A 26,583-nucleotide genomic window follows, 5' to 3' on the forward strand; every position below is an offset into this window, starting at 1 on the left:
CAGGCGAGGATTTTGAACATGTCACTGACGTCAGCCCTTCCTTCAGCCGACATGCCGCGCAGCATGGTCTGGCTGTTCGCCACCGCCAGCGGCCTAAGCGTGGCAAACGTCTATTACGCCCAGCCTTTGCTTGACGCGCTGGCGAACGATTTCGGCATCAGCCATGCGGCCGTGGGGGGCGTGGTGACCGCGACACAAATTGGCTGCGCGCTGGCTCTTTTGCTTGTCGTTCCTCTGGGTGACAAAGTGGATCGTCGACGACTCATGGCAGTACAGCTGATTGCTCTGGTGGTGGCGTTGGTTTCCGTCAGCATGGCACAGTCCTCTTCAGCGCTGCTGATCGGCATGCTTGCGACCGGTATGTTGGGCACGGCCATGACGCAGGGGCTGATCGCCTACGCCGCCAGCGCCGCGTCGCCCCATGAACAGGGACGCGTTGTCGGCGCGGCACAGGGCGGCGTGTTCACAGGTTTGCTGCTCGCTCGCGTCTTTGCCGGTGGCATCAGCGATATCGCGGGCTGGCGCGGGGTTTATCTTTGTGCTGCCGCGCTGATGCTTATGATTGCGTTACCTCTGTGGTGGCGACTCCCCGCCCTGCCAGCCGTCACTGCCACGATGAGCTATCCGCGCCTGATTGGCTCAATGCTCACGCTGCTGCGGCAGGAAAAAGTGCTGCAGATACGCGGCGTGCTGGCGCTGCTGATGTTTGCATCATTCAACATTTTCTGGAGCGCGCTGGTGCTGCCGCTGAGCGCACCGCCGTTTAACTTTTCGCATACAGCGATTGGCGCGTTTGGGCTGGCTGGCGCGGCGGGCGCGCTGGCGGCTGGCCGGGCAGGACGCTGGGCCGATCGGGGATATGCCCAACGCACCAGCGCGGCGGCGCTGAGTATCTTGCTGTTAGCCTGGTGGCCCTTGTCGCTGATGGACCGTTCACTCGGGATCTTGCTTATCGGCATCATACTGCTCGATTTGGGCGGTCAGGCGCTGCACGTCACTAATCAGAGCATGATTTTCCGCACCCGTCCCGAGGCGCACAGCCGGCTGGTCGGGCTTTACATGCTGTTTTATGCCGTCGGCAGCGGGCTCGGCGCGCTCGGCACAACGATGGCGTATGCCTGTGCCGGCTGGCCGGGCGTCTGCCTGCTTGGCGCCTCGGTCAGCCTGCTGGCGCTGGTGTTCTGGTGGCTAACCCGCGCTAGCCACCGCTGTCCGCGGGATAATCCCGATTAATCCACGCGTGGTCCTCTTCCCAGGTGAACATCCATTTGCGCACCGGACCGGCCATCACGTTGAGATAGTAGCTGTCATACCCGGCCATCGTCGCGACCGGGTGGTAGCCCTTCGGCACCATCACCACGTCACGGTTATAGACCGCCATACACTCATCCAGCGTTCTGTCGTCGGTGTAGACGCGCTGCATGCAGAACCCCTGCTCGGGGTTAAGGCGATGATAGTAGGTCTCCTCCAGGTAGGTCTCCTGAGGCGGGTTATCCGTGTCGTGCTTGTGGCTCGGGTACGAGCTGGTGCAGCCCTCACTGGTCCACACCTCCACCACCAGCAGGCTATCGGCGGGCCTGTCTTCCGGCAAAATATTATGCACATAGCGCTGGTTGTGACCTTTGCCGCGCGCTTCGCCGTCGATATCCTGCGGCGCAATCAGCCGCGTCGGATACGTGCCTTTGCCCGGCGCGGCGCAGACCGCGAGCTCCAGCTTCGTCAGAGCCTTCACCTGCACCGACTCCTGAGAGGTGACGTACACCGCCCAGGGCTTGATGCGCTCGAAGGGGCTCATCCGTTCGCCGATGTCGTTAAACTGCGCGGAAGGCGTGCGGATGGAGGCGCGCCCGGCGACCAGCACCAGGCAGCGCTCTTCGCTGACGGCGGGCAGCGTCAGCGTTTGCCCCTCCTGCAGCTCATACGCCTCAAAGCCGACGTACCCCCACCCCGCGCTTTCCGGCGTAACGGAATGGGTGCGCCCCTCCGCGTTCGGCTGTTGCCAGCGTGATAACAGACGTGACATGTTCCCTCCTCAAATCAGTCCGGCGTCGCGAGCCAGGCGGCTCAGGTTGTTATACCCCAGACGGGCGTAGGTCAGCGGATGGGCAATCGCCGGATCCTGCTCGGCCTCGACCACCAGCCAGCCGTGATAATTCTGCGCCTTCAACAGCCGCATAATCGGCGGGTAATCGACGCAGCCGTCGCCCGGCACGGTAAACACGCCGCTCAGCACCGCATCGAGGAAGCTGGTTTTGCGGTTTTTGACGTCCGCCAGCACATCGGCGCGCACGTCTTTGCAGTGAACGTGGTTGATGCGCGACGCCCAGCGCTGCGCCACCGCCAGCGGATCGGCCCCGGCAAAGGTCAGATGGCCGGTATCGAGCAGCAGTCCGACCGCCTCCCCGGTGTGGATCATCAGGTTGTCCACGTCCTCGGCGGACTCAATCACCGTGCCCATATGGTGATGGTAGGCAATCTGCACGCCCTGCTGCTGGGTGTAGCGGGCAAATTCGGTGAGCTTCTCGCCATACTCCTTCCAGCGCGCCTGCGGGAAGCGCGGGCGCAGGTGAACCGGGGTCTGCTGCTCGCCGTGAATGCAGCCGCTCACTTCCGCAAAGACCAGCACCTTCGCCCCCAGCTCGCGCAGCAGCGTCAGGTGTGACTGCACGGCGGCGATCTCCTCCTCCACGCTGCGCTCCAGCAGGCGGCCGGAGTACCAGCCGGAGACCAGCTGCAGCTCGTGACGCTGCAGGATGGGGCCAAGCAGGCGCGCTTCGCGCGGGAATTTATTGCCCAGCTCGAAGCCGGCAAAACCGGCCTCTTTACCTTCGCTCAGACAGGTCTCCAGCGACGTCTCCGCGCCGAGAGAAGGCAGATCGTCGTTCGTCCACGTCAGCGGGTTAATGCCTAATTGCACACTCATTTTCGTCTCCATTATGCGTGTCCGCGCTCGCGCCACCAGGCGATAAGCTGCAGGTAGTTGTCCCGGATGCGCGCCACCAGCTGCGCATCGTCAATATCGTGCTTCAGCCACGCGCGGGAGGCATCGCCAAACAGCGTGCGCCCCACGGCGAAGCCTTTCACTACCGTCTGCCCCGCTGCGGCTTTGAAGTCGGCGCGCAGCTGTTCCGCCGGAGCGTCCAGGCCGAGGATCACCACCCCGCGGCAGTGCGGATCGCGGCGTTCGATAATCTCGCTCAGCGCCGTCCAGCCGTCGGCCGAGAGCGGCGGCAGCTTCCACCAGTCCGGGTAAATGCCCAGGTTGTAGAAGCGGGAGATGGCGCGCAGGTAGAGCTCGTCGCTGCGCGGCATGCTGGCGGGCAGGATCACCTCCAGCAGCAGCTCGTGCCCGGACCGGCAGCAGGCGTGGTACACCTCGGCGATTTTCTGCTCCTGCTCCAGGCGCAGGCCGTGGGCATCTTCCGGGTGGAAGAAGACCAGGCACTTCACCACGTGCTCCTGCGGCCAGCTGATAAGCTGGGTGCCGATGTTGCCGTGCTCCATCTCCAGCGGCCTGGAGCCCGGCAGCTCGATGGGGCGGCCAATCCACCACCCTTCTCCGGTGATAGCGTTCAGCGCGTCCTGACCAAAGGTGCCGTCGCACAGCAGGCCGGCTTTGCCCTCCAGCCCGGCGCGGCTCGCCGCCTCGCGGCTGGCCTGCAGGATCAGCTGCTTCAGCGCGGGAATGCGCTTAAGCGACGCGCCGCACTGCATCGCCATATCCTCAAGCTGGCTGCGGTGATCGAAGGCCATCACGCACAGCTCCGGCCACTCGCGGCGTCGGGTGGTCACCCGGTGGAGATGGTTAAGACGTGGGTCGAGATCCGGGCGCGGCACATCCACAGCGCGGGAAAGATAGTCATCCAGCTCGATTTTGCTCGGCATCGCCGGGGCGCAGCCGTGGCGCGAGACCACCAGCGCGCCGCAGGCGTTGGCGTAGCGGCACGCCTGCTCCCAGCTCTCGTCGTTCAGGTAGCCGCGCAGCAGGCCGGACATAAACGCGTCCCCCGCCCCGAGGACGTTCAGCACCTCCACGCGCACGCCGGTCACCGTCAGGCCGTCGTCCAGCCGGGACGGAATGGCGTCGGTATAGACCGAGCAGCCGAGCGCGCCGCGTTTGCAGACCAGCGTAGCGTCACTGACGGCGCGCACCAGCTCCAGCGCCTGGAGGGTATCCGTGCTGCCGCCCGCAATGTGAAACTCCTCTTCGGTGCCGACAATGACGTCGAAGAGGTGCAGCACCTCCTGCAGCTTGCGGGTGACCTTATCGGCGGCGATAAAGCGCGTTTCCCCGTCGCCTAAGGCGGTGAGCCCCCACAGCACCGGACGGTAGTCGATGTCCAGCACCGTGCGCACGCCGTGACGGCGGGCATAGCCCAGCGCCGTCAGCACCGCCTCGCGGGTCTGCGGATGAGAAAGGTGAGTCCCGGTGATGGCAAGACAACGTGCGGAGGCAATGTAGCTTTCATCCACATCGCTGGCGGTAATCGCCATGTCCGCGCAGTTATCGCGATAAAAAATCAGTGGAAAGGTGTCCCGGTCTTTAATGCCGAGCAGCACCAGCGCCGTGAGGCGTTGTTTATCGGTAATCAGATGGCTGGTATCGCAGCCCACCTGGTTGAGCTCTTCCCGCAGGAAGCGGCCCATATGTTCATCGCCGACGCGCGCCAGCATCGACGAACGTAAACCCTGGCGCGCGGTGCCGTACGCCACGTTACCCGACGACCCGCCGAGATATTTGGCGAAGCTCGACGCGTCCTCCAGACGGGCACCAATCTGCTGACTGTAGAGGTCTACCGCCACGCGGCCCATGCATATCACATCAAACTGCTTTTCCACGTTGATACCTCATCAGACAATGTCGTTCACGTTCAGCCAGCGGCCTTCCCGGTGCGAGAGTGCGATCGCGTCCAGCACGCGCGACACCTTCCAGCCCTCTTCGAAGTCCGGCCACATCGGCGCGTCGGCGGCAATCCCGTCCACCAGGTCGCGCACCTCCACCGTTTTTTGATCGTTAAAGCCAATCCCGTGTCCCGCGCCCATGCAGAACGCGGCGTAGTCCGGGTGCGCCGGGCCGACGAGCAGCGTGCGGAACCCCTGACGGTTCACCGGATCGTCATGCAGATAGAGCTTCAGCTCCGCCATGCGCTCCTGGGTGAAGCTGATGGCGCCTTTCGTCCCGGTGATGACGTACGACAGCCCCATCTTACGGCCGCAGGCAACGCGGGAGGTTTCAATAACCCCTTGCGCGCCGCCCGCAAAGCGCACCATCGCGTGGGCCTGATCCTCGTTTTCGACGGCAAGCATCTCTGACGATCCGGCCTTCGCCGGGCGCGCCGGGACCACAATCTTCAGGTCGCCGCAGACCTGCTCGATCTCCCCGACCAGGTACTGGGCCATATTGACGATATGCGCCGCGAGGTCGCCCAGCGCCCCCAGCCCGGCGGTCTCTTTAAAGCAGTGCCAGTGAATGGGCGAGAGCGGGTCGGCCATATAGTCTTCGTTGTGGGTGCCGTAGAAGTGGATCACCTCGCCAATCTCGCCGCGGGCGATAATCTCCTTCGCCAGCTGCGCGGTCGGGTTCTTCATGTAGTTGAACCCCACCAGCGTTTTCACCCCGGCCCGCTTCGCGGCGTCGACCATCTCGCGCGCGTCGTGGGCGTTAAGCGCCAGCGGCTTCTCCGAGTAGACGTGCTTGCCGTGGCGGATTGCCTCCAGCGCCATCTCCTTATGCAGGTGGTTGGGTGAACAAATATCCACCACGTCAATAGCCGGGTCGGCCACCAGCGCCCGCCAGTCCCCGGTGGAGCGGTTGAAGCCAAACGCCTGCGCGCGCGCTGCCGCCAGCTCCGGCGAGACTTCCGCCACCATCTCGCGCACCAGCCTGCCGCGCAGGTTGAAGACCGTCGGGGCCTGGGCATAGGCGATAGCGTGCGCCTTGCCGATATACCCGGTGCCAATTAATCCAATACGAACCTCTTTCATCGTGATCCTCACAGTGCGCCGCGACGGCTCTTGGCATAGGTATCGAATGCCACCGCCAGAACGATAATTAATCCGGTGATAATCTGCTGGTAGTAGGCCGAGACGTTCATCAGCACCAGGCCGTTAATCAGAATGCCCATGATGATGGAGCCGATAATGGTGCCGCCGATGCGCCCGTAGCCGCCCATCAGCGAGGTGCCGCCGATCACCACCGAGGCGATGACGCGCAGCTCAAAGGAGATCCCGGCCACCGCCTCGGCGCTCCCCAGACGCGCGCTCAGAATGAAGCCCGCCAGCCCGGCCAGACAGCCGATCAGCACGTAGACGCTGACCAGAACGCGCTTGACGTTCACCCCCGCCAGGCGCGCCGCCTCCGGGTTACCGCCGATGGCGTAGACGAAGCGGCCCCAGCGGGTTTTATGCAGCGCCAGATAGCCGCCGAGGGCGACGATGGCGAAGATCCAGATCGGAATGGAGATGCCGAGCAGCTCGCCGCGACCCCACCAGCGGTAGCCCTGATCGAACCCGGCGATCGGCGCGCCGTCGTTAATCACCAGCGTCAGGCCGCGCCAGATGGTCATCCCACCGAGGGTGACGATGAACGGAGGCAGGCGCAGACGGGTCACGCCCAGGCCGTGCAGGAAGCCGATCGCCGTGCCCATGGCCAGACAAATCCCCAGACCAATCAGCCAGCTCATGCCGCCCCAGGCGTTCGGATCGACGGTGGTGAAGTTGTCGCCCTTAATCACGTACGCCGCGGTCATGGCGCAGACCGCCAGAATGGAGCCCACGGAGAGGTCAATCCCGGCAGTCAGGATGACGAAGGTCATCCCCACGGCCATGATCCCGTAGATGGAGACTTCGGTCAGGATGTTGAAAATATTGCGTTCAGAGAAAAAGTTGCTGTTCTGCGACTGGAAGAAGATCAGCAGCAGGATCATGAAAATCAGCACCCCGAAGCGCTCGAAGAAGGCGATGGGATCGATGCGTCCGGCGCGTTTGACCGGGGCCTGCGTTTTAGAAATCATCTGCGTCATGAGAAACTCCGTTATGCCGCGTTCAGGGCGTTGTGGTTGATGGCCATCATCGTCATCAGCCGTTCTTCGTTAGCGTCGTCACCGTGGATCTCGCCGGTCACCCGGCCTTCGCTGAGGGTGATGATCCGATCGGACACCGCCATCACCTCAGGCAGATCGGAGGAGATCACGATCACCGCCACGCCCTTTTTCGCCATGTCAAACAGCACCTGGTGCACTTCCGATTTGGTCCCCACGTCGATGCCGCGCGTCGGCTCATCAACGATCAGCACCCGCGGGTTGAGCGCCATGCAGCGCGCGAGGATCACCTTTTGCTGGTTGCCGCCGGAGAGCTTGCGCACCTCCTGCGCGCTGTTGACCATTTTGATCTGCAGCGCCTTGCGGTAGGACTCAATCAGATCGTCCTCCTTGCGGGTGTTTACGAACCAGCGCCACTGCAGCAGCGAGGAGAGGCAGGAGAGCGACAGGTTGTCGCGGATCGACAGCCCCAGCACCGCCCCCTCTTTTTTGCGGTCTTCCGGCACCAGCGCCACGCCCTGATCGAGAGCATACAGCGGGTCGCGCGGCTGATACGGCACGCCGTCCAGCTCAAAGCTGCCCGAGGTAAACGCATCAGCGCCAAACAGGCAGCGGGCCACTTCGGTACGTCCCGCGCCCACCAGCCCGGCAATGCCCAGAACTTCCCCGGCGTGAACGTGGAAGCTGATGTCGTGCAGGGCGATACCGTGCGGATCCAGCGGCGGTTTTTCGCGGCTCAGCCCCTTCACCGCCAGGCGGACGGGTTTGTCCTCATGATGGGTTTCGCTGGCGGGGCGTCGGTTAAAGGCCACGTCGCGTCCGACCATCAGGCGGATCAGCTGTTCAACGTTGGTCTCCGCCACCGCGCCGGTGCCGGTGAAACGGCCGTCCTGGAAAACGGTGAAGCGATCGCAGAGCTGGAAAACTTCGTGCAGGCGGTGGGTAACGTAAATAATGCTCACGCCGCGGTTTTTAAGCTCCCGCACCACGCGGTGCAGGCTTTCCACCTCGCTGTCGCTCAGCGCGGCGGAAGGTTCGTCCATAATAATTAACCGGGCGTTGAGGGTCAGCGCCCGGGCGATCTCCACCATCTGCTGCTGGGCGACGCTCAGACGGGCAACCGGTGTGGTCGGCGCAACGTTCAGCTGGAGGTAATCGAGAATGACCTGCGCCTCCTGGTTGACCGCCCTTTCGTCGACGATCAGGTTACGCCTGCGGGGCTCGCGTCCGAGAAACATGTTTTCCGCGACGGTCATGTTGGGCAGCAGGTTGAATTCCTGATAGATGGTGATAATGCCCTTGTTCTGGCGCGCCACCGGAGAGTCGTCCACCGGCAGCGTTTCGCCGTTGAACCAGATATCCCCGCGCGTTTGCGGCTGCGCGCCCGCGAGCGCCTTCAGCAGCGTGGATTTTCCCGCCCCGTTTTCACCCAGCAGGGCGTGAATTTCGCCGCTGCCGACGGTCAGCTGAGCGCTGCTCAGCGCCCAGACGCCGGAAAAGCTTTTTGCCAGGTCGGTCACTTTCAGTAAGGGTTGCGACATCAGTCTGCTCCTCCTCATGATGAGCCGCCAGAGGCGGCTCGGGACATATTAGTTACCGGCCTCACCGATACGCTCAGCCTGCTGCAGGTTCTCTTTGGTGATCAGCGTCGGCGGGTAGTCGGCCCCGGTGATGGCCTTCTTCTCGCGCACGTTGGCCACCAGCTGGCTCATCGCCGTCTGCACCGCAAAGCCCGGACGCTGATCCGCCGTCACCGCCAGCCAGCCGTCGCGCACGCGGGCCAGCGCTTCCGGTACGGCATCAAAGCCGGTGACCAGAATTTCGCCCGGCTTCACGCCCTGGCTCTGCAGCGCTTCAATCGCGCCCAGCGCCATATCGTCGTTGGCGGAGAGGATCACCTGCGGACGTTTCGGCAGCGAAGGCAGAACGCTTTCAACAATGCGCATCCCTTCAGAACGCATCCAGTTGCCGGTCTGATCGGCGACGATCTTGTATTTATCCCCGCCCGCCTTCAGGCTGTCGCGGATCCCTTTGGTGCGTTCAATATTGGAAGAGGAGCCCGGCTGGCCGGTGAGGAGAATGATGTCCGCGCCGTTAGGGAATTTGGTTTTGACGAAGTCGCCAATCGCCTGGCCGCCCTTGTAGTTGTTTGCGCCGAAGTGCGGCACTTTTTTCTGGCTGTCGACGGATCGGTCAAGGGTAACCACCGGCAGCTTCGCATCCTGAATTTCATCCACCGCGCTGGAGACCGCGTTGACGTCGTTCGGGGAGACGATAAAGCCCTGCGCCCCGCGGGTGATGGCGTTTTCCAGGTCAGCTACCTGCTTCGGCGAGCTGCCCTGTCCGTCCAGCACCTGAAGCTTCACGCCCATCTCTTTTGCGGCTTTCACCGCCGTGCGCTGCATGTGAACTTCAAACGGCATGGCCAGGTTTGGCGTACTGAAAACGATTTGCTCGTTTTCGGCTAGGGCGGCCCCGGATGTCATGGCGATGAGGGCGGCTACGATCAGTTTTTTCATTATTATGTCTCTCTGTGTAGGGTTGTTGTGTTTAGAGGACGATCTCGCGCTGGCTACGCAGTGATTCCAGCGCTTTATCCGCAAGGTACAGCGCACGTTCACCATCATCGCCGCTGCAGTCAGGCACCGCTTCGCCGCGCAGGACCGCAACAAAGTGTTCCCATTCCGCGGCGTAAGCGGATTTGTAGCGCTGCAGGAAGAAGTGTTCCGGCAGCGCGCTGGTGCAGCCCTGTTTGCCGTAATGCTGCACCTGGTTTTCAAGAATATTGCCCGCGCACAGCAGCCCTTCGGAGCCGTGCAGCTCCAGGCGCTGGTCGTAGCCGTAAGATGAACGGCGGCTGTTGACGATGGTCGCCATCGCGCCGGAGGCATATTTCAGAACGATAAACGCGGTGTCGATATCCCCCGCCTCGCCAATCGCCGGATCCACCAGGTTGCTGCCCTGGGCATACACCGACACCGGCTCTTCGCCCATGATGAAGCGGGCCATGTCAAAGTCGTGAATGGTCATATCGCGGAACATGCCGCCAGAGACGCGCACGTACTCCACAGGCGGCGGAGACGGATCGCGGGAGATGATGAGCAGCGATTCCGGTTTGCCGATGCGCCCGGCCTGCGCGTCGGTTTTCACTCGGCGAAACTGTGGGTCAAAGCGGCGGTTAAAGCCAATGAACAGCGGCACGTCGTACTCTTTGACCACCTTCAGGCAGTCGCGCACGCGGGCGAGGTCAAGGTGTACCGGCTTTTCGCAGAAGATGGCCTTGCCGTGGCGGGCGGCCATTTCAATCAGATCCGCGTGGGTGTCGGTGGCGGAGGCGATCAGCACGGCGTGAACGTTAGGGTCGGTCATCGCCTCGTTCAGGCTCTGCTGACGGGCCTGATACTGCGCGGCGAGACGGGTGGCAAATTCCTGATTCGGGTCAACCACGGACCAGAGCGTGGTCGCGCCGTGGCTGGCGATGTTAGCTGCATGTACCTGGCCAATTCGGCCAGCGCCCAGTAAAGCAATGTTAAACATAACGGCTCCCGGTGTTGGTGAATGCTGTGAACTAACGACTCTATAAATAAAACATTTATTTCATTTTTATAAATAGTGAAAATTATGTTTTTGAGTACGGGTTAACACTTTTGAGATGAATGAGATAAATTTTGTTATCAATCTCACAACATAGGTGAACGTGCGGCAACTCCCCTCCCCCGGCTCTCTCCCTCAGGGAGAGGGAGTAAAAAACCGCACCGACCCGTCCCCTCTCCCTATGGGAGAGGGTTAGGGTGAGGGGAAAACAAAAATGAAATGAAAATTTCGTTACGGCAGGAAAACTTAATACTGACGGGCTTTTTTCACCTGGGCCTGCGTTTGCTCGGCGGCTTCACGCACGGCAGACGACGCCGCCACCTGCGCATCACCGGTTCGCCACCAGGAGGCGTAATCGTGGGTCATGGTCTTCGGCAATACCTTGATGTCCAGCAGCGTCGGGCCCGGATGCGCCCGCGACGCCTCAAGCGCCGCCAGCAGGCTTTGCTCATCGTTCACCCGCCACGCGCGGCAGCCGTAGCTTTCCGCGTTTTGCGCAAAATCGACCTTCACCAGCGGCCCGTCAAGCCGCCCGGTTTCCGGGTTGCGCCGGCGGTTTTCCGTGCCAAAGCTGCCCATGCCGTGCCCCATCTGCAGGTTGTTAATGCAGCCGAAGCTGGCGTTATCAAACAGCAGAACGGTGATCTTAATGCCCTCCTGAACGGCGGTTTGCAGCTCGGAGTGCAGCATCATGTAGGAGCCATCCCCCACCATGGCGTACACCGGCAGTTCGGGTCTGGCGAGCTTCGCGCCGATGGCCGCCGCAATCTCGTAGCCCATGCAGGAGTAGCCGTACTCCAGGTGATAGCTGTCCGGCGTTTTGACCTGCCAGAGGCGCTGTAAATCCCCCGGCAGCGAACCGGCCGCGCCCACCACAACGGCGCTATCTTCAATATGCTGGTTGATCAGCCCCAGCACCCGCGTCTGGGTCAGGCGGGTGTTGAGCGTCTCGCCGTATTCCGCCAGCTGCGCGTCCATGTGCCCCGCCACTTCGGGCGCGTCGTCAGGGCGCCACTGGCGATCCCACAGGCGACGGCACTCTTCGCGCCAGATGGACTTCGCCTGAGCGATCGCCTCTCCCCAGCCGCTGCGGTAATCCCCGAGCGCGTGGGTCAAGGCCTGCAGTCCGGTTTGGGCATCGGCAATCAGCGCGGTCGCGTCCAGCTTCAGGGCGTCAAACTCGGCCACGTTCAGCAGCAGAAACTCAACGTCCGGGTGGGAAAAGAGCGCCTTGGAGCCGGTGGTAAAATCGGTCAGGCGCGTGCCGACGCCAATCACTAAATCCGCCTGCGGCGCGAGCTGGTTGGCGGCCATTCCCCCCGTCACTCCTACGCCGCCCAGGTTAAGTGGGTGGTCACTTACCAGCGCCCCTTTTCCGGCCTGGGTTTCAGCAAACGGCAGCCGAAGCGTCTCGACAAATTCGCGAAACGCCTCATGCGCGCCGGAATAGCGCACGCCGCCGCCGCACACCACCAGCGGACGACGCTTGCGGGCGATCAGCGCCCGCGCCTGCGCCAGACGCTGCGGATCGGGCGGACGGCGCTCAATATGGTGCACGCGACGCGCGAAGAAGCTCAGCGGGTAGTCCCAGGCTTCCCCCTGCACGTCCTGCGGCAGGCAAATGGTCACCGCCCCGGTATTGGCGGGGTCAGTGAGCGTTCGCATCGCGCTTAGCATGGCGCTCATCAGTTGCTCCGGCCGGTTAATGCGGTCCCAGTAGCGGGAGACCGGACGGAAGCAGTCGTTGGTGCTGATGCTGAGGTCGTGATACTGCTCGATCTGCTGCAGCACCGGGTCCGGCTGGCGGCTGGCGTAGATATCGCCCGGCAGCAGCAGCAGCGGGATGCGGTTCGCCGTGGCGGTGGCCGCCGCGGTCACCATATTGGCGGCGCCCGGCCCGACGGAGGAGGTGACGGCAAAAATACGCTGACGGCGGTGCTGTTTGGCGAATCCCGTCGCCATGTGGGCGATACCCTGCTCGTTGCACCCCTGCATAATGTGTAAATGACCGGGGTTCTGCTCCAGCGCCTGACCGATACCGAGCACGTTGCCGTGACCAAATATGGTGGCGACGCCCTCCACGAAGGGCGTTTCGTCACCGTCCACGCTGACGTACTGTTGATTAAGGAACCGGACCAGCGCCTGGGCCATGGTCATACGTTCGGTTTGCATAAAACCTCCTGTCAGCCCAGCGTGGGCATAGAGAACGCAGCGCCTGTCTCCTGCTGCATTTCCGGCCAGCGCGCGGTGATGGTTTTCATTCGGGTGTAGAAGCGCACGCCGTCGCTGCCGTGAACGTTGAGCGCGCCAAAGATGGAACGCTTCCAGCCGCCGAAGCTGTGGAATGCCATCGGCACCGGGATCGGCACGTTGACCCCCACCATGCCCGCCTGCACCTCTTCGCAGAAGCGGCGCGCGCAGCCGCCGTCGCGGGTGAAGATCGCCGAACCATTACCATATTCATGGCGGTTAATCAGATCCACCGCGCTGGCGTAATCTGCTACGCGCACCACAGAAAGCACCGGGCCAAAAATCTCTTCTTTATAGATGGTCATCTCCGGGGTGACGTTATCGAACAGCGTCGGCCCGACGAAGTAGCCCAGCTCGTGGCCCTTCACGCTGAAGCCGCGACCGTCCACGCGAAGCTTCGCCCCCTGCGCTTCCCCGCTGTCGATGTAGCCCAGCACCTTGCTGCGGTGCGCGGAGGAGATGAGCGGCCCCATTTCGTTTTCCGGCGACTGGTCCAGGCCCGGCCCGACGCGCAGCGCGGCAATCTGTTTTTCCAGCCGGGCGCAGAGGTCATCGGCAGTTTTATCCCCCACTGCCAGCACCACCGAGAGCGCCATGCAGCGCTCGCCCGCCGCGCCGTAGGCCGCGCCCATGATGGCGTTGGTCGCCATCTCCATGTCGGCATCCGGCATTAAAATGCAGTGGTTTTTCGCACCGCCCAGCGCCTGGCAGCGCTTGCCGTGGGCGGACGCGGTCTGGTAAATGTATTCCGCAATCGGCGTGGAGCCGACAAAGCTCACCGCCTGCACGCGCGGGTCGGTCAGGAGCACGTCAACGGACTCTTTATCGCCCTGCACCACGTTGAAGACGCCGTCCGGCAGGCCGGCCTCTTTCAGCAGCTGCGCCAGCGCGAGCGCCAGAGAAGGATCTTTTTCCGACGGCTTCAGCACGAAGGTGTTGCCGGTCGCCAGCGCAATCGGGAACATCCACATCGGCACCATCGCCGGGAAGTTAAACGGCGTGATCCCGGCGCAGACCCCGAGCGGCTGCATCAGCGAGTGGCTGTCGACGCCCGTGCCGACGTTCGCCGAGTGTTCGCCCTTTTGCAGATGCGGGATGCCGCAGGCAAATTCCACCACCTCCAGGCCGCGCGTCAGTTCGCCCACCGCGTCGGAGAAGACCTTGCCGTGCTCTTCGCTGATGAGGCGGGCCAGGCGCTCCATGTTCTCTTCCAGCAGCGCCTTGAAGCGGAACATCACGCGCGCGCGCTTAAGCGGAGCATGGCGCGCCCACGCCGGAAACGCCTGCTGCGCGGCGGCGATCGCCTGCTCCGTTTCCTGCGCCGTACTCATCACCACCTGGCGGATCTGCTCGCCGGTGGCCGGGTTGAAGATCGCCTGAACGCGCTGGCCTGAACCGGTGACACATTCGCCGTGAATAAAATTCGCTACCGTCTCCATCCTTAACCTCTCGCTGTTGATACGTGACTGTTACCTGAACACTGTGTACTGAACACTATATATGAAACAAATATTCCATTTTAAGTTGAAATAAAATAAATGATGATTATTGTGATCAAGGATGGATTTTTATGTTAACAGCCAGCACCACTGACGCTGCGTGCGCTATTAAGGGATTTCGGGCGAGGAAATGACTGAAGCTTCTGTTTCATTTTTGCTGCCAGATGGATGGCCGACATTTAAAAGACGCGGTTTTGCGTTTAGAATCATATGACTGTATTTGGGGGATAAGATGACGACAGCAACCAGCCTGAACGAACTGCAGCAGCAAATCCGCGATCGCTACGATAGCCTGAGCAAGAGGCTGCAGCAGGTCTCCCGCTACGTGCTGGATAACACCAACAGCGTGGCCTTTGATACGGTTGCCGTCATTGCCGAGCGCGCCGACGTGCCGCCCTCGACGCTGATCCGCTTTGCTAACGCCTTTGACTTCACCGGCTTCAACGAAATGAAACAGCTGTTTCGCATGAACCTGGTGGAGGAGACCGCCAGCTACAGCGACCGCGCCCGGCTGTTCCGCGAGATGGAGAGCGAGGCCGTGCCGGAAACGCCTCTCGATATTCTGCAGGAGTTCGCCCGCTCGAACGCGCAGGCGCTGCAGCAGCTGGCCGCCCGCGCCGAGCCGGAAATGCTGGAGCGCGCGGTACAGCTGCTGGCCGACGCCGACACCATCTACATCGCCGGACTGCGCCGCTCCTTTAGCGTCGCGGCCTACCTCACCTACGCCCTGAGCCATCTGGAGTGCCGCCCTATCCTGCTCGACGGCATGGGCGGGATGCTGCGCGAGCAGATCAGCCGCATTAAGGCGCGCGACATTGTGGTCTCGATCAGCTTCTCGCCGTACGCGGAAGAGACGGTGATGGTCAGCGAAACCGCCGCCAGCGTCGGCGCGCGGCAGATAGTGATTACGGACAGCCAGATTAGCCCGCTGGCGACGTTCAGCGATCTCTGCTTTGTGGTGAAAGAGGCGCAGGTTGATGCGTTTCGCTCCCAGTCGGCGACGCTGTGCCTGGTGCAGTCGCTGGTGGTGGCTCTGGCGTATCGGCTGGGAGAGGGGAAGTAAGGCAATAAAAAACCCCCTGCACAGGCAGAGGGTTTGGTTGTTAATTCAGCGGGAAATCATTCCCACTCAATCGTAGCCGGTGGCTTACCGCTGATGTCATACACCACGCGGGAAATACCGTTAACTTCGTTGATGATGCGGTTAGACACGCGGCCTAAGAAGTCATACGGCAAGTGCGCCCAGTGCGCGGTCATGAAGTCGATGGTTTCCACCGCACGCAGGGAAACAACCCAGTCGTACTTGCGGCCATCGCCCATTACGCCAACGGAGCGAACCGGCAGGAACACGGTGAACGCCTGGCTTACCTTGTTGTACAGGTCAGCTTTGTGCAGCTCTTCGATGAAGATCGCGTCCGCGCGACGCAGCAGGTCGCAGTACTCTTTCTTCACTTCGCCCAGCACGCGCACGCCCAGACCCGGACCCGGGAACGGGTGACGGTAGAGCATGTCGTACGGCAGACCCAGTTCCAGACCGATCTTACGTACTTCGTCTTTGAACAGCTCGCGCAGCGGTTCAACCAGGCCCATCTTCATCTCTTTCGGCAGGCCGCCCACGTTGTGGTGAGATTTGATGACGTGTGCTTTACCGGTTGCAGAGGCCGCAGATTCGATCACGTCAGGGTAGATGGTGCCCTGCGCCAGCCACTTCACGTCTTCCAGCTTCAGCGCTTCTTCGTCGAACACTTCAACGAACACGCGGCCGATGATCTTACGTTTCGCTTCCGGATCGTTCTCGCCTTTCAGCGCGTCCAGGAAGCGCTGCTCGCCTTCCACGTGAACGATGTTCAGACCGAAGTGGTCGCCGAACATGTCCATGACCTGCTGGGCTTCGTTCAGACGCAGCAGACCGTTGTCCACGAATACGCAGGTCAGGTTTTTGCCGATGGCGCGGTGCAGCAGCATCGCGGTCACGGAGGAGTCCACGCCGCCTGAGAGGCCGAGAATTACCTTGTCATCGCCAACCTGCTGGCGGATACGCTCAACGGCGTCGTCGATGATTTTTGCCGGGGTCCACAGGGCTTCACACTGGCAGATGTCACGCACGAAGCGCTCCAGCATGCGCATACCCTGACGGGTGTGGGTCACTTCCGGGTGGAACTGCACGCCGTAGAAGCGTTTTTCTTCGTTCGCCATGATGGCGAACGGACAGCTTTCGGTGCTGGCAACGGTCACGAAGTCAGACGGGATGGCGGTCACTTTGTCGCCGTGGCTCATCCACACGTCCAGCAGCGGTTTGCCGTCTGCGGTCAGGGAGTCTTCGATACCGCGCACCAGCGCGCTGTCGGTGACGACTTCTACCTGTGCGTAGCCAAACTCGCGCTCGTTAGAGCCTTCTACGTGGCCGCCCAGCTGCATTGCCATGGTCTGCATACCGTAGCAAACGCCGAATACCGGCACGCCAGCTTCGAACACGTACTGCGGCGCGCGCGGGCTGTTCTCTTCGGTGGTGCTTTCCGGGCCGCCGGACAGGATGATGCCGCTTGGATTGAATTCGCGAATCTGTGCTTCCGTGACATCCCACGCCCACAGCTCACAGTAAACGCCCAGTTCACGTACGCGACGCGCCACCAGCTGAGTGTACTGAGAACCGAAGTCCAGGATGAGAATGCGATGTTTATGAATGTTTTCCGTCATTGACGCTAATTCCGAGGCAAGAGAAACAAAAAACAGAGCGCCCGATTTACTCGTCGTCTTTCAGGCTGCAGGTGCGTTGGCTGCGTCCATTCGCCCCGGTCACATAGTTAACTATGCTCCCGGGGTCTCATGGACTTGCCGCCTTCCTGCAACCCGAAATCCATAGAGTAACTGGATCGGGCGCGGAAACTTATCAGGAGCCCAGACGGTAGTTCGGGGACTCTTTGGTGATCGTCACGTCGTGAACGTGGCTCTCCTGAATACCCGCACCGCTGATGCGTACGAATTCCGCTTTAGTACGCAGCAGGTCAATGGTACCACAGCCGGTCAGACCCATACAGGAGCGCAGGCCGCCCATCTGCTGATGAATGATCTCTTTCAGACGGCCTTTATAGGCAACGCGACCTTCGATACCTTCCGGCACCAGTTTGTCTGCGGCGTTATCGGTCTGGAAGTAACGGTCAGAGGAGCCTTTGGACATCGCGCCCAGGGAGCCCATGCCGCGGTAAGATTTGTAAGAACGGCCCTGGTAGAGTTCGATTTCACCCGGGGATTCTTCGGTACCGGCCAGCATGGAGCCTACCATTACGGCAGCCGCGCCCGCGGCGATCGCTTTGGCGATGTCGCCAGAGAAGCGGATACCGCCGTCAGCGATAACCGGAATTCCGGTGCCCTCCAGCGCTTCAACCGCGTCAGACACCGCAGTGATCTGCGGAACGCCCACGCCGGTGACGATACGGGTAGTACAGATAGAGCCAGGGCCGATACCCACTTTCACCGCGCTGCAGCCAGCGTCAGCCAGCGCGCGAGCGCCTGCGCCGGTGGCCACGTTACCGCCGATGATCTGCAGATCTGGGTATTTGGCACGGGTATCGCGAATACGCTGCAGAACGCCTTCGGAGTGGCCGTGAGAGGAGTCAATCAGCAGGACGTCAACGCCCGCAGCGACCAGCGCGTCAACGCGCTCTTCGTTACCGGCACCTGCGCCAACCGCAGCGCCGACGCGCAGACGTCCATGCTCGTCTTTACAGGCGTTAGGTTTACGTTCTGCTTTCTGGAAATCTTTAACGGTGATCATGCCGCGCAGGTGGAAGCTGCTGTCAACAACCAGCGCTTTTTCAACGCGTTTTTCGTGCATTTTTGCCAGCACCACGTCGCGGGTTTCACCTTCGCGAACGGTAACCAGACGCTCTTTTGGCGTCATATACACGCTAACAGGCTGGTTCAGGTCAGTCACGAAACGCACGTCACGACCGGTGATGATGCCCACCAGTTCGTTCTCTTCGGTCACCACCGGGTAACCGGCAAAGCCGTTACGTTCGGTCAGGGCTTTCACTTCGTGCAGCGTGGTGGTTGGCAGAACGGTCTGTGGATCAGACACGATGCCGGATTCATGTTTCTTCACGCGGCGAACTTCTTCCGCCTGACGTTCGATAGACATGTTTTTGTGAATAAAGCCAATGCCACCTTCCTGTGCCAGGGCGATAGCCAGGCGCGCTTCAGTCACGGTGTCCATTGCCGCAGAGAGCATAGGAATGTTCAGGCGAATGGTTTTCGTCAACTGCGTGCTGAGATCGGCAGTATTCGGCAGAACAGTGGAGTGAGCGGGAACGAGGAGGACGTCGTCAAACGTCAGTGCTTCTTTAGCGATACGTAGCATGGGCAATATCTCTGACCTGGGTGGTTAAATATTGCCGTGGCATTATACAGAGCGTAACCGATTGCATCTACACTTTTTTATAAAAAAGCTTGCGATTGCCTCTCAGCAGGTTACTATCGACTGAATAACTTGCTGATTTAGAATTTGATCCCGCTCACATGTTATCCTCTCAATCCCCCTCAATTTATTCCGTCAGCCGCCTGAATCAGACGGTGCGTTTGCTGCTTGAGCAGGAAATGGGGCAGGTCTGGATCAGCGGTGAGATCTCTAACTTCACGCAGCCGTCCTCCGGTCACTGGTACTTTACCCTAAAAGACGACACCGCCCAGGTGCGCTGCGCGATGTTCCGCAACAGCAACCGTCGCGTGACGTTCCGCCCTCAGCACGGCCAGCAGGTTCTGGTTCGCGCCAATATCACCCTGTATGAGCCGCGCGGCGATTATCAGATTATCGTCGAGAGCATGCAGCCCGCGGGCGAAGGCCTGCTGCAGCAGAAGTATGAACAGCTAAAAGCCCGGCTCTCTGCCGAGGGGCTTTTCGACCAGCAGTACAAAAAGACGCTGCCCTCCCCCGCCCACTGCGTTGGGGTCATCACCTCGAAAACCGGTGCGGCACTGCACGATATTTTGCACGTGCTGAAGCGTCGCGACCCTTCCCTGCCCGTCATCATCTATCCGACCGCCGTTCAGGGTGACGATGCGCCGGGACAGATAGTTCGCGCCATTGAGCTGGCGAACGCCCGTCAGGAGTGCGACGTATTAATCGTTGGGCGCGGCGGCGGCTCGCTGGAAGACCTGTGGAGCTTTAACGACGAGCGCGTGGCGCGGGCAATCTTTGCAAGTATTATCCCCGTGGTGAGCGCCGTCGGCCACGAAACGGACGTGACGATTGCGGATTTCGTCGCGGATCTGCGTGCGCCTACCCCGTCCGCGGCGGCGGAAGTGGTCAGCCGCAACCAGCTGGAGCTGCTGCGTCAGATTCAGAACGGCCAACAGCGTCTTGAGATGGCGATGGACTACTTCCTTGCCAACCGTACCCGCCGCTTTACCCAGCTTCATCATCGACTTCAGCAGCAGCATCCGCAGCTGCGTCTGGCGCGCCAGCAGACCGTGCTGGATCGTCTGCGTCAGCGCATGAACGTTGCGGTGGACGCGCAGCTTAAGCGCGCGGTATCGCGCCAGCAGCGCGTGACGCAGCGCCTGAACCAGCAGAACCCGCAGCCGAAAATCTATCGCGCGCAAACGCGGATCCAGCAGCTGGAGTATCGTCTGGCGGAGACAATCCGGGCGCGGCTGAGCACCACCCGCGAGCGTTTTGGCAATGCGGTGACCCACCTTGAAGCCGTCAGCCCCCTCTCCACGCTGGCGCGCGGCTATAGCGTGACGACGGCGACGGACGGCAAAGTGCTGAAGCAAACTAAACAGGTAAATACCGGCGATGTGCTGACGACGCGTCTTTCCGACGGCTGGGTAGAAAGCGAAGTGAAATCAATTAAACCGGTGAAAAAAACGCGTCAGCGTAAAACCGGATAATTCTTCGCCGGTTACTTACTATACTGCTGCTATTCCCTTTTTTAATAAGGAGAGCAGCATGCCCCATCTTCATAGCGTTATTCCCCCTTATATTCTTCGTCGTATTATCGAAAGCGGTTCCGAGCCGCAGCAGCGCTGCGCCCGTCAGACCTTAACCCATGTCCAGACGCTGATGGCCCACATGCCGGGCAAACCCGCCGCGCCGCACGTGAATAAAGCTGGGCAGCTGGAGCGCGATATTTACGACGCGAAGCAAACCCAGGAGCTGCCGGGTACGCAGGTGCGTTACGAAGGCCAGCCGTCGAACGGCGATGTGGCGGTGGATGAAGCCTATAATTATTTAGGTATTACCCATGACTTCTTCTGGAAAGAATATCAGCGCGATTCGCTCGATAATAAAGGGCTTATTTTGACCGGCACCGTGCATTACGGCCGGGAATATCAGAACGCCTTCTGGAACGGTCAGCAGATGGTATTTGGCGACGGCGACGGGGAAATATTTAACCGCTTTACCATCGCCATCGACGTGGTGGCGCACGAGCTGAGCCACGGTGTGACCGAGACCGAAGCCGGGCTTATCTATTTTGAGCAGTCGGGCGCGCTGAACGAGTCTCTGTCGGACGTGTTTGGCTCGCTGGTCAAACAGTACCATCTGAAGCAAACCGCCGATAAAGCTGACTGGCTCATTGGCGAAGGGCTACTGGCGAAAGGGATTAACGGCAAAGGGCTGCGCTCAATGTCTGAACCCGGCACAGCCTATGACGATCCCCTGCTCGGCAAAGACCCGCAGCCTGCGCACATGAAAGATTTCATTAAAACGCGCGAGGATAACGGCGGCGTGCATCTGAACTCCGGCATCCCCAACCGGGCATTTTATCTGGCCGCGACGGCGATCGGCGGCTACGCCTGGGAAAAAGCGGGTTATGCCTGGTACGACACGGTTTGCGATCGCAATCTGGCGCAGGATGCGGATTTTGAGGCCTTCGCAAAACTGACGATCGCGCACGGAGAGAAACGCTCCGGCGGCGACGTTGGAGCGGCCATTAAACAAGCCTGGGAACAGGTGGGAGTGTTGTAAATGCAGGTTCCGGAACTGACGAATGACGCCGTGGTTGAGCTGGCCCGGGAAGGCGGCGTCGCTTTTATCCCCAGGCTGAGCGGGCAGCGCACCATCGCACTCTCCTCGCTCAATGAAGCCCAGCGCCAGCGCCTGGTGAGCATCCTGGAGCAGGCTTTTCCGCGCGGTCAGCCGCCGGGGCAAGCCTCTTCACCCGGCAGCGGCGACCAGCGCTATTTCCGCATCCAGATTATCTGGACCGGGCAAAATCAGGCGCACTACGCCGATATCGTCGTGCTGGTGCCGGAGCAGGAAGCGCCAGAGTCGCTGGTTGAGTTGTGGAAGAAAGGCGAAGGCTGCGTCTGCGATTAACCTTCGGCCCGAACAAACTCCACGCGTTTTTTAGAGATAAGGCCGTGGCCGTTCTGGCAGAAATAGTCCACCGCGCCGCAGGCTTTTAATACCTGGAGTGGCTGATGGCACTCCGGGCAGCGGGCTTCAAGCGCAATATCTTTATTGCAGCTGTCGCAGTGCGCTACCCCGTTCTGGGGCTCCAGCGGTGCCTGGCATTCCGGGCAGGTAATCGACATATTATCTCCTGTTGGGTTTTACCGGGGCATAACGCCGCCCCGGCAAGACCGAGGTTTATGAGGCGTTAGCAGCCGGTTTAGTTTGCGCATTTTCCAGCATGCGGCGCACCGGAACAATAAGGACGATCAGTACCGCGGCACAGATCAGCAGCGCGATGGAGCAGCGAGCAAAGAGATCCGGCAGCATATCCAGCTGATCGGCCTTCACGTGGCCGCCGATCAGGCCCGCCGCCAGGTTACCCAGCGCGCTGGCGCAGAACCACAGCCCCATCATCTGGCCGCGCATTCTTTCCGGCGCAAGCAGCGTCATGGTCGCCAGGCCAATCGGACTCAGGCACAGTTCACCAAGCGTCAGCATCAGGATGCTGCCCACCAGCCAGAACGGCGATACGCCCTCTCCACCGCTGCTCAGCACGTTCTGTGCCGCCAGCATCATCAGGCCAAAGCCTGCCGCCGCGCACAAAATACCAATAACAAACTTGGTGATGCTGCTCGGACGAATGTTTTTGCTCGCGAGCTTCGGCCATGCCCAGCTAAACACCGGTGCCAGCAGGATGATGAACAGGGCGTTGATTGACTGGAACCACACCGCCGGGATTTCAAAATCACCAATCATGCGGTTAGTGTAGTCGTTGGCAAACAGGTTGAATGAGGTTGGCTTCTGCTCAAACGCGGACCAGAAGAACGCCGCGGAGATCAGCAGAATAAAGCAGACCAACAGCCTGACGCGCTCTTTACGGTTCAGCCCCGCAAAGACAAACAGATAAATAAAGTAGAGGGCAACGGACGCCGCAATCACGTAGACCAGCACGCTGGCTACCGCGACCGGGTTAATCACAATCACGCCCTGCGCAATCAGCGTCACGATCGTTGCCACGCCTGCCGCCAGCGCCAGCAGCCATACGCCTACGCCGTTACGCTTCACCACCGGGCTGTTCCATGTGGAGTCGAGGCCGACTTCGCCGTCATAGCGTTTCATCGCCGGAACGGCAAACACGCGGAAGATAATCAGCGCCACCAGCATCCCGATGCCGCCAATACCAAAGCCCCAGTGCCAGCCGTGGGTTTTAATCAGCCAGCCGGAAATCAGCGGCGCGATGAACGAGCCCATGTTGATGCCCATATAGAACAGCGAGAAACCGCCGTCACGACGCGCGTCGCCTTTTTTATACAGGGTGCCGACCATCACCGAGATACAGGTTTTGAACAGCCCGGAGCCAAGCACGATGAACATCAGGCCGATAAAGAACAGGTTGTTCCCCATCACCGCCGAAAGCGCAATCGACAGGTGACCGAGCGCAATCAGAATTGAACCGTACCAGACGGCTCTCTGCTGACCGAGCCAGTTATCCGCCAGCCAGCCGCCCGGCAGCGCGGCCAGGTACATGGTACCGGCAAAGATACCGACAATCGCCGAGGCGTTTTCACGCGCCAGGCCCATCCCGCCGTCATAAACGGTGGCGGCCATAAACAGGATCAGTAACGGACGAATGCCGTAAAATGAGAAACGCTCCCACATTTCGGTGAAGAACAGGGAACCGAGCGGATACGGATGGCCGAAGAACGTTCGGCTCTCTTTTTGATTAACAGTGGATTGCATAATTCTCCCGAAAGGTATGTCGTCGTGCTTGTAAACACCAGCAGGTACGCCGGCCAGTTACGTATCTGGCCGATTTTTTACATGCGGCGAAAAGTTAGTTAACCATTTGATAACCAGGCGCTAGTTTTGTCTAGTACCGGCCCCTGGACTTTAAGATGAAAATTCGACGATTGTCTACTTTCTTAGATTTAAAATTGGTTAAAAGTGAATAGTGATTGACTTCACACAGAGAAAACTGGCGGTATGATTGGGCAAAAAAAAGCCCGCGATAAACGCGGGCTTTCGTGAAGCAGGTAAAGCTTATTTGCTTTTCTTAATGTGCTTAATCAAGCGCTTACGCTTACGCATCTGATTTGGCGTCAGGGTGTTGCGCTTGTTGGCAAACGGGTTTTCCCCTTCCTTGAACTGGATACGGATAGGCGTGCCCATTACGTCCAGCGATTTACGGAAGTAGTTCATCAGATAGCGCTTGTAGGAATCCGGCAGGTCTTTCACCTGGTTGCCATGAATTACTACGATTGGCGGGTTGTAACCACCTGCGTGGGCATATTTCAGCTTCACGCGACGGCCACGCACCAGCGGCGGCTGATGGTCTTCTGCAGCCATGTTCATGATGCGGGTCAGCATCGCGGTGCTCTGACGACGGGTGGAGCTGTCGTACGCTTCACGCACGGATTCGAACAGGTTACCCACACCGCTGCCGTGCAGCGCAGAGATAAAGTGCACGCGGGCGAAGTCGATAAAGCCCAGACGGAAGTCGAGGGTCTCTTTCACCTGCTCGCGCACTTCATTGCTCAGGCCATCCCACTTGTTGACCACGATAACCAGTGAGCGCCCACTATTGAGGATAAAGCCGAGCAGAGAGAGGTCCTGATCGGAGATACCTTCGCGTGCGTCGATGACCAGCAGCACCACGTTGGCATCTTCGATCGCCTGCAGGGTTTTGATAACGGAGAATTTTTCCACCACATCGGTGATTTTCCCGCGCTTACGCACCCCGGCGGTGTCGATGAGGACATACTCACGCTCATCGCGCTGCATAGGAATGTAGATACTGTCACGGGTGGTGCCCGGCATGTCGTAAACGACCACGCGCTCTTCACCCAGAATACGGTTAGTAAGCGTAGACTTACCTACGTTTGGACGACCCACGATGGCCAGCTTGATCGGCAGGTCCTGCGGGTTGAAGTCGTCTTCAGGCTCTTCTTCGCCCTCTTCTCCGTCTTCGAACTGCGCCCAGTATTCAGCGTCTTCGTCTACTTCTTCCGGCGGGTTCACTTCATCAACCCACGGTAGCAGAACGGTTTCCAGCAGGCTGGTGACGCCACGGCCATGCGATGCCGCAATCGGGTAGATCTCACCCAGGCCCAGAGACCAGAAATCCGCGACGGCCTGATCGGCATCGATGCCGTCAGTTTTGTTCGCCACCAGGAAGGTCGGCTTTTCGCGTGAACGCAGGTGTTTGGCAATAGCGGAGTCCGCCGGCATCAGGCCAGCGCGCGCATCCACCATAAACAGCACCACATCCGCTTCTTCAATCGCCAGCAGCGACTGTTCCGCCATGCGGGTTTCAACGCCGTCTTCTGTGCCGTCAATACCACCGGTATCAATACAGATGAACTCACGTCCTTCCACCTCTGCACGACCGTACTTACGGTCACGCGTCAGCCCCGGGAAATCCGCAACCAGCGCATCACGGGTGCGTGTTAAACGGTTAAAAAGAGTGGATTTTCCAACGTTAGGGCGCCCGACAAGCGCGACCACAGGTACCATGTTTGAAGCCTCATAAAATTCAAAATAACGTCGCTTTTGCGGCGTTTTTAAAAATGTCAAAACGGCTCCTGAGTGAACAGGAGCCGTTTAGTATACTACAACCGCCGGGTAATTAACGCGTGATCGCGTACAGCGTGCCGTCTTTTGCCTGAATCAGCAGTTTGCCGTCGGCCACAACCGGATCGGTCAGGAAACCAGAGCTGTCGACTTTTTGCTGTGCAACAAAGCGGCCGTTATCCGGATCGATCCAGTGCATATACCCTTCGCTGTCGCCAACCACCAGGCTACCGTTGTACAGTGCCGGAGCAGTCAGCAGACGGTGCAGCAGATCGCTTTGCGTCCACAGCGTCACGCCGCCTTCGGTGCTCAGAGCCAGCAGACGATCGTTCTGATCGACCATATAGATGCGGTTGCCCTCAACGATGAAATCGTTCACAGAGCCCAGCTCACGTTTCCACATGATCTGGCCGCTGCGCAGATCCAGCGCGGTCAGGTTGCCGTTATAGGCCAGCGCGTAAACCACACCGTTAACGATGACTGGCGTTGTGTCTACGTCGCTCAGACGGTCAATTTCCGTTGAGCCAGTAGCCTGAGAGATGCGCTGCTGCCAGATCATCTGGCCCTGCTGCATCAGCACTGCGCTCACGCGACCGTTGTCACCGCCCACAATGGCAGCACCAAATGCGGTAGCCGGTGCGGATTCGCCGCGCAGAGAGAGCGCAGGCATATCCAGATTAACGGTCCATTTCACCAGACCGTCCGCTTCGTTCAGCGCCTGCAGCTGGCCGTTGCTGGTATGAATCAGCACCAGACCGTCGCTTACTACCGGACGAGACAGGGATTCACCCGCTACGGTTGTTTGCCAGGCAATGGAGCCGTCGCTGCTGTTCAGCGCATAAACCTGCGCTTTTTCGCTGCCCACGTAGACATGACCACCGGCAACGGTCAGACCGCCAGACAGCAGTGCAGGTTTACGGGAGAACCAGCCGTCTTTTTCCGCCAGGTTAACGGACCATACTTCTTTCCCGTCATCGGCGTTCACCGCTTTCACGGTACCTTTGCGGTCAGCGGCATAGACAACGCTGTCTGCATACGCAGGATGAAGGTTGGAATAGAAATCACCAATCCCATTGCCCACGGAGACATCCCACGCGGTGGATGGGGTAAACTGGTTTTCAACCGTCGGCAGTGGGGACATTTTCACAACGTCTTCTTCGCCACTGAACAGTGAACAACCACTCAATAACGTAACAGAAAGCAGTCCTGGCAGAAGTAATTTACGCAATTGCAT

The 26,583-nt window shown here is 60.2% G+C and carries 21 protein-coding genes; 5 read left to right on the forward strand and 16 right to left on the reverse strand.

Annotated elements, in window-relative coordinates; translation table 11 throughout:
* The first annotated feature begins 18 nt into the window (after positions 1-18).
* Positions 19-1,233, forward strand: a complete 1,215-nt coding sequence (locus tag INF68_RS09360; RefSeq protein ID WP_126787063.1) for an MFS transporter — start codon at positions 19-21, stop codon at positions 1,231-1,233.
* Here INF68_RS09360 and iolB read toward each other — a convergent pair.
* The 10 genes from iolB to INF68_RS09410 all read right to left on the reverse strand — a co-directional run bounded on the left by iolB (position 1,199) and on the right by INF68_RS09410 (position 14,323).
* Entirely contained in the window at positions 1,199-2,023 is an 825-nt protein-coding gene (gene iolB / locus INF68_RS09365; RefSeq protein WP_126787062.1) for a 5-deoxy-glucuronate isomerase, read from the reverse strand. The genes INF68_RS09360 and iolB overlap by 35 nt on opposite strands.
* A gap of 9 nt (positions 2,024-2,032) precedes the next feature.
* A complete protein-coding gene (iolE, locus tag INF68_RS09370) occupies positions 2,033-2,923 on the reverse strand; it encodes a myo-inosose-2 dehydratase (RefSeq protein WP_126787061.1) in 891 nt (296 codons plus the stop codon).
* An 11-nt stretch (positions 2,924-2,934) separates the two neighbouring features.
* Positions 2,935-4,839, reverse strand: coding sequence for a 5-dehydro-2-deoxygluconokinase (iolC, locus tag INF68_RS09375; RefSeq protein ID WP_109845442.1), 1,905 nt, complete (start codon positions 4,837-4,839; stop codon positions 2,935-2,937).
* A 12-nt stretch (positions 4,840-4,851) separates the two neighbouring features.
* Complete coding sequence (locus tag INF68_RS09380; RefSeq protein ID WP_126787060.1) at positions 4,852-5,985, reverse strand: Gfo/Idh/MocA family protein; 1,134 nt, start codon at positions 5,983-5,985, stop codon at positions 4,852-4,854.
* A gap of 8 nt (positions 5,986-5,993) precedes the next feature.
* Entirely contained in the window at positions 5,994-7,022 is a 1,029-nt protein-coding gene (locus INF68_RS09385; RefSeq protein ID WP_008502116.1) for an ABC transporter permease, read from the reverse strand.
* Between the two features lie 11 nt (positions 7,023-7,033).
* Entirely contained in the window at positions 7,034-8,581 is a 1,548-nt protein-coding gene (locus INF68_RS09390; RefSeq protein ID WP_047060733.1) for a sugar ABC transporter ATP-binding protein, read from the reverse strand.
* 48 nt (positions 8,582-8,629) lie between these two features.
* Positions 8,630-9,559 carry a sugar ABC transporter substrate-binding protein gene (locus tag INF68_RS09395; protein WP_023308788.1) on the reverse strand — a complete coding sequence of 310 codons (930 nt, stop codon included), beginning with the start codon at positions 9,557-9,559 and terminating at the stop codon, positions 8,630-8,632.
* A 31-nt stretch (positions 9,560-9,590) separates the two neighbouring features.
* Positions 9,591-10,577, reverse strand: coding sequence for an inositol 2-dehydrogenase (iolG, locus tag INF68_RS09400; protein WP_109845445.1), 987 nt, complete (start codon positions 10,575-10,577; stop codon positions 9,591-9,593).
* Between the two features lie 303 nt (positions 10,578-10,880).
* Positions 10,881-12,806, reverse strand: coding sequence for a 3D-(3,5/4)-trihydroxycyclohexane-1,2-dione acylhydrolase (decyclizing) (gene iolD, locus INF68_RS09405; RefSeq protein ID WP_126787059.1), 1,926 nt, complete (start codon positions 12,804-12,806; stop codon positions 10,881-10,883).
* Between the two features lie 11 nt (positions 12,807-12,817).
* A complete protein-coding gene (locus INF68_RS09410; protein ID WP_126787058.1) occupies positions 12,818-14,323 on the reverse strand; it encodes a CoA-acylating methylmalonate-semialdehyde dehydrogenase in 1,506 nt (501 codons plus the stop codon).
* Between the two features lie 292 nt (positions 14,324-14,615).
* On the opposite strand from INF68_RS09410, the gene INF68_RS09415 reads away from it, so the two are divergent.
* Positions 14,616-15,446, forward strand: coding sequence for a MurR/RpiR family transcriptional regulator (locus tag INF68_RS09415; RefSeq protein WP_008502123.1), 831 nt, complete (start codon positions 14,616-14,618; stop codon positions 15,444-15,446).
* Between the two features lie 56 nt (positions 15,447-15,502).
* Here INF68_RS09415 and guaA read toward each other — a convergent pair whose 3' ends face one another.
* Together guaA and guaB are read right to left on the reverse strand one after the other, a co-directional pair.
* The gene (gene guaA / locus INF68_RS09420; RefSeq protein ID WP_006811514.1) at positions 15,503-17,080 is read right to left on the reverse strand and encodes a glutamine-hydrolyzing GMP synthase; all 1,578 of its coding nucleotides are present in this window, start codon (positions 17,078-17,080) and stop codon (positions 15,503-15,505) included.
* A 193-nt stretch (positions 17,081-17,273) separates the two neighbouring features.
* The gene (gene guaB, locus INF68_RS09425; RefSeq protein ID WP_023333022.1) at positions 17,274-18,740 is read right to left on the reverse strand and encodes an IMP dehydrogenase; all 1,467 of its coding nucleotides are present in this window, start codon (positions 18,738-18,740) and stop codon (positions 17,274-17,276) included.
* A gap of 158 nt (positions 18,741-18,898) precedes the next feature.
* Between guaB and xseA the strand changes: the two genes are divergently transcribed.
* Genes xseA through INF68_RS09440 form a run of 3 tightly spaced genes read left to right on the forward strand, consistent with a single transcriptional unit; the run spans position 18,899 to position 21,701 of the window.
* Positions 18,899-20,272, forward strand: coding sequence for an exodeoxyribonuclease VII large subunit (gene xseA / locus INF68_RS09430; RefSeq protein WP_126787277.1), 1,374 nt, complete (start codon positions 18,899-18,901; stop codon positions 20,270-20,272).
* Positions 20,273-20,330: 58 nt separating this feature from the next.
* Positions 20,331-21,350: a M4 family metallopeptidase gene (locus tag INF68_RS09435; protein ID WP_063408285.1), complete on the forward strand. Its 1,020-nt coding sequence runs from the start codon at positions 20,331-20,333 to the stop codon at positions 21,348-21,350.
* A complete protein-coding gene (locus tag INF68_RS09440; protein ID WP_126787278.1) occupies positions 21,351-21,701 on the forward strand; it encodes a protealysin inhibitor emfourin in 351 nt (116 codons plus the stop codon).
* Here the strand turns inward: INF68_RS09440 and INF68_RS09445 are convergent.
* The 4 genes from INF68_RS09445 to bamB form a co-directional block, all read right to left on the reverse strand.
* Positions 21,698-21,919, reverse strand: coding sequence for a zinc ribbon domain-containing protein (locus INF68_RS09445; RefSeq protein ID WP_023308796.1), 222 nt, complete (start codon positions 21,917-21,919; stop codon positions 21,698-21,700). The genes INF68_RS09440 and INF68_RS09445 overlap by 4 nt on opposite strands.
* 55 nt (positions 21,920-21,974) lie before the next feature.
* Positions 21,975-23,519: a peptide MFS transporter gene (locus tag INF68_RS09450; RefSeq protein ID WP_126787279.1), complete on the reverse strand. Its 1,545-nt coding sequence runs from the start codon at positions 23,517-23,519 to the stop codon at positions 21,975-21,977.
* Positions 23,520-23,819: 300 nt separating this feature from the next.
* Complete coding sequence (gene der / locus INF68_RS09455) at positions 23,820-25,292, reverse strand: ribosome biogenesis GTPase Der (protein ID WP_023308811.1); 1,473 nt, start codon at positions 25,290-25,292, stop codon at positions 23,820-23,822.
* A 112-nt stretch (positions 25,293-25,404) separates the two neighbouring features.
* A complete protein-coding gene (gene bamB, locus INF68_RS09460; protein WP_008502135.1) occupies positions 25,405-26,583 on the reverse strand; it encodes an outer membrane protein assembly factor BamB in 1,179 nt (392 codons plus the stop codon).

The sequence above is a fragment of the Enterobacter cloacae complex sp. P16RS2 genome, assembly GCF_014982155.1.
GTDB lineage: Bacteria > Pseudomonadota > Gammaproteobacteria > Enterobacterales > Enterobacteriaceae > Enterobacter > Enterobacter cloacae_M.

Bases quoted from the DNA above. Each gene is read 5' to 3' on its own strand.
- iolB (WP_126787062.1), bottom strand. From the start codon at position 2,023: ATGTCACGTCTGTTATCACGCTGGCAACAGCCGAACGCGGAGGGGCGC.
- bamB (WP_008502135.1), bottom strand. From the start codon at position 26,583: ATGCAATTGCGTAAATTACTTCTGCCAGGACTGCTTTCTGTTACGTTA.
- INF68_RS09435 (WP_063408285.1), top strand. From the start codon at position 20,331: ATGCCCCATCTTCATAGCGTTATTCCCCCTTATATTCTTCGTCGTATT.
- INF68_RS09450 (WP_126787279.1), bottom strand. From the start codon at position 23,519: ATGCAATCCACTGTTAATCAAAAAGAGAGCCGAACGTTCTTCGGCCAT.
- iolG (WP_109845445.1), bottom strand. From the start codon at position 10,577: ATGTTTAACATTGCTTTACTGGGCGCTGGCCGAATTGGCCAGGTACAT.
- INF68_RS09395 (WP_023308788.1), bottom strand. From the start codon at position 9,559: ATGAAAAAACTGATCGTAGCCGCCCTCATCGCCATGACATCCGGGGCC.
- der (WP_023308811.1), bottom strand. From the start codon at position 25,292: ATGGTACCTGTGGTCGCGCTTGTCGGGCGCCCTAACGTTGGAAAATCC.
- xseA (WP_126787277.1), top strand. From the start codon at position 18,899: ATGTTATCCTCTCAATCCCCCTCAATTTATTCCGTCAGCCGCCTGAAT.
- INF68_RS09410 (WP_126787058.1), bottom strand. From the start codon at position 14,323: ATGGAGACGGTAGCGAATTTTATTCACGGCGAATGTGTCACCGGTTCA.
- INF68_RS09415 (WP_008502123.1), top strand. From the start codon at position 14,616: ATGACGACAGCAACCAGCCTGAACGAACTGCAGCAGCAAATCCGCGAT.
- INF68_RS09445 (WP_023308796.1), bottom strand. From the start codon at position 21,919: ATGTCGATTACCTGCCCGGAATGCCAGGCACCGCTGGAGCCCCAGAAC.
- INF68_RS09380 (WP_126787060.1), bottom strand. From the start codon at position 5,985: ATGAAAGAGGTTCGTATTGGATTAATTGGCACCGGGTATATCGGCAAG.
- guaB (WP_023333022.1), bottom strand. From the start codon at position 18,740: ATGCTACGTATCGCTAAAGAAGCACTGACGTTTGACGACGTCCTCCTC.
- INF68_RS09440 (WP_126787278.1), top strand. From the start codon at position 21,351: ATGCAGGTTCCGGAACTGACGAATGACGCCGTGGTTGAGCTGGCCCGG.
- INF68_RS09360 (WP_126787063.1), top strand. From the start codon at position 19: ATGTCACTGACGTCAGCCCTTCCTTCAGCCGACATGCCGCGCAGCATG.
- INF68_RS09390 (WP_047060733.1), bottom strand. From the start codon at position 8,581: ATGTCGCAACCCTTACTGAAAGTGACCGACCTGGCAAAAAGCTTTTCC.
- iolE (WP_126787061.1), bottom strand. From the start codon at position 2,923: ATGAGTGTGCAATTAGGCATTAACCCGCTGACGTGGACGAACGACGAT.
- guaA (WP_006811514.1), bottom strand. From the start codon at position 17,080: ATGACGGAAAACATTCATAAACATCGCATTCTCATCCTGGACTTCGGT.
- INF68_RS09385 (WP_008502116.1), bottom strand. From the start codon at position 7,022: ATGACGCAGATGATTTCTAAAACGCAGGCCCCGGTCAAACGCGCCGGA.
- iolD (WP_126787059.1), bottom strand. From the start codon at position 12,806: ATGCAAACCGAACGTATGACCATGGCCCAGGCGCTGGTCCGGTTCCTT.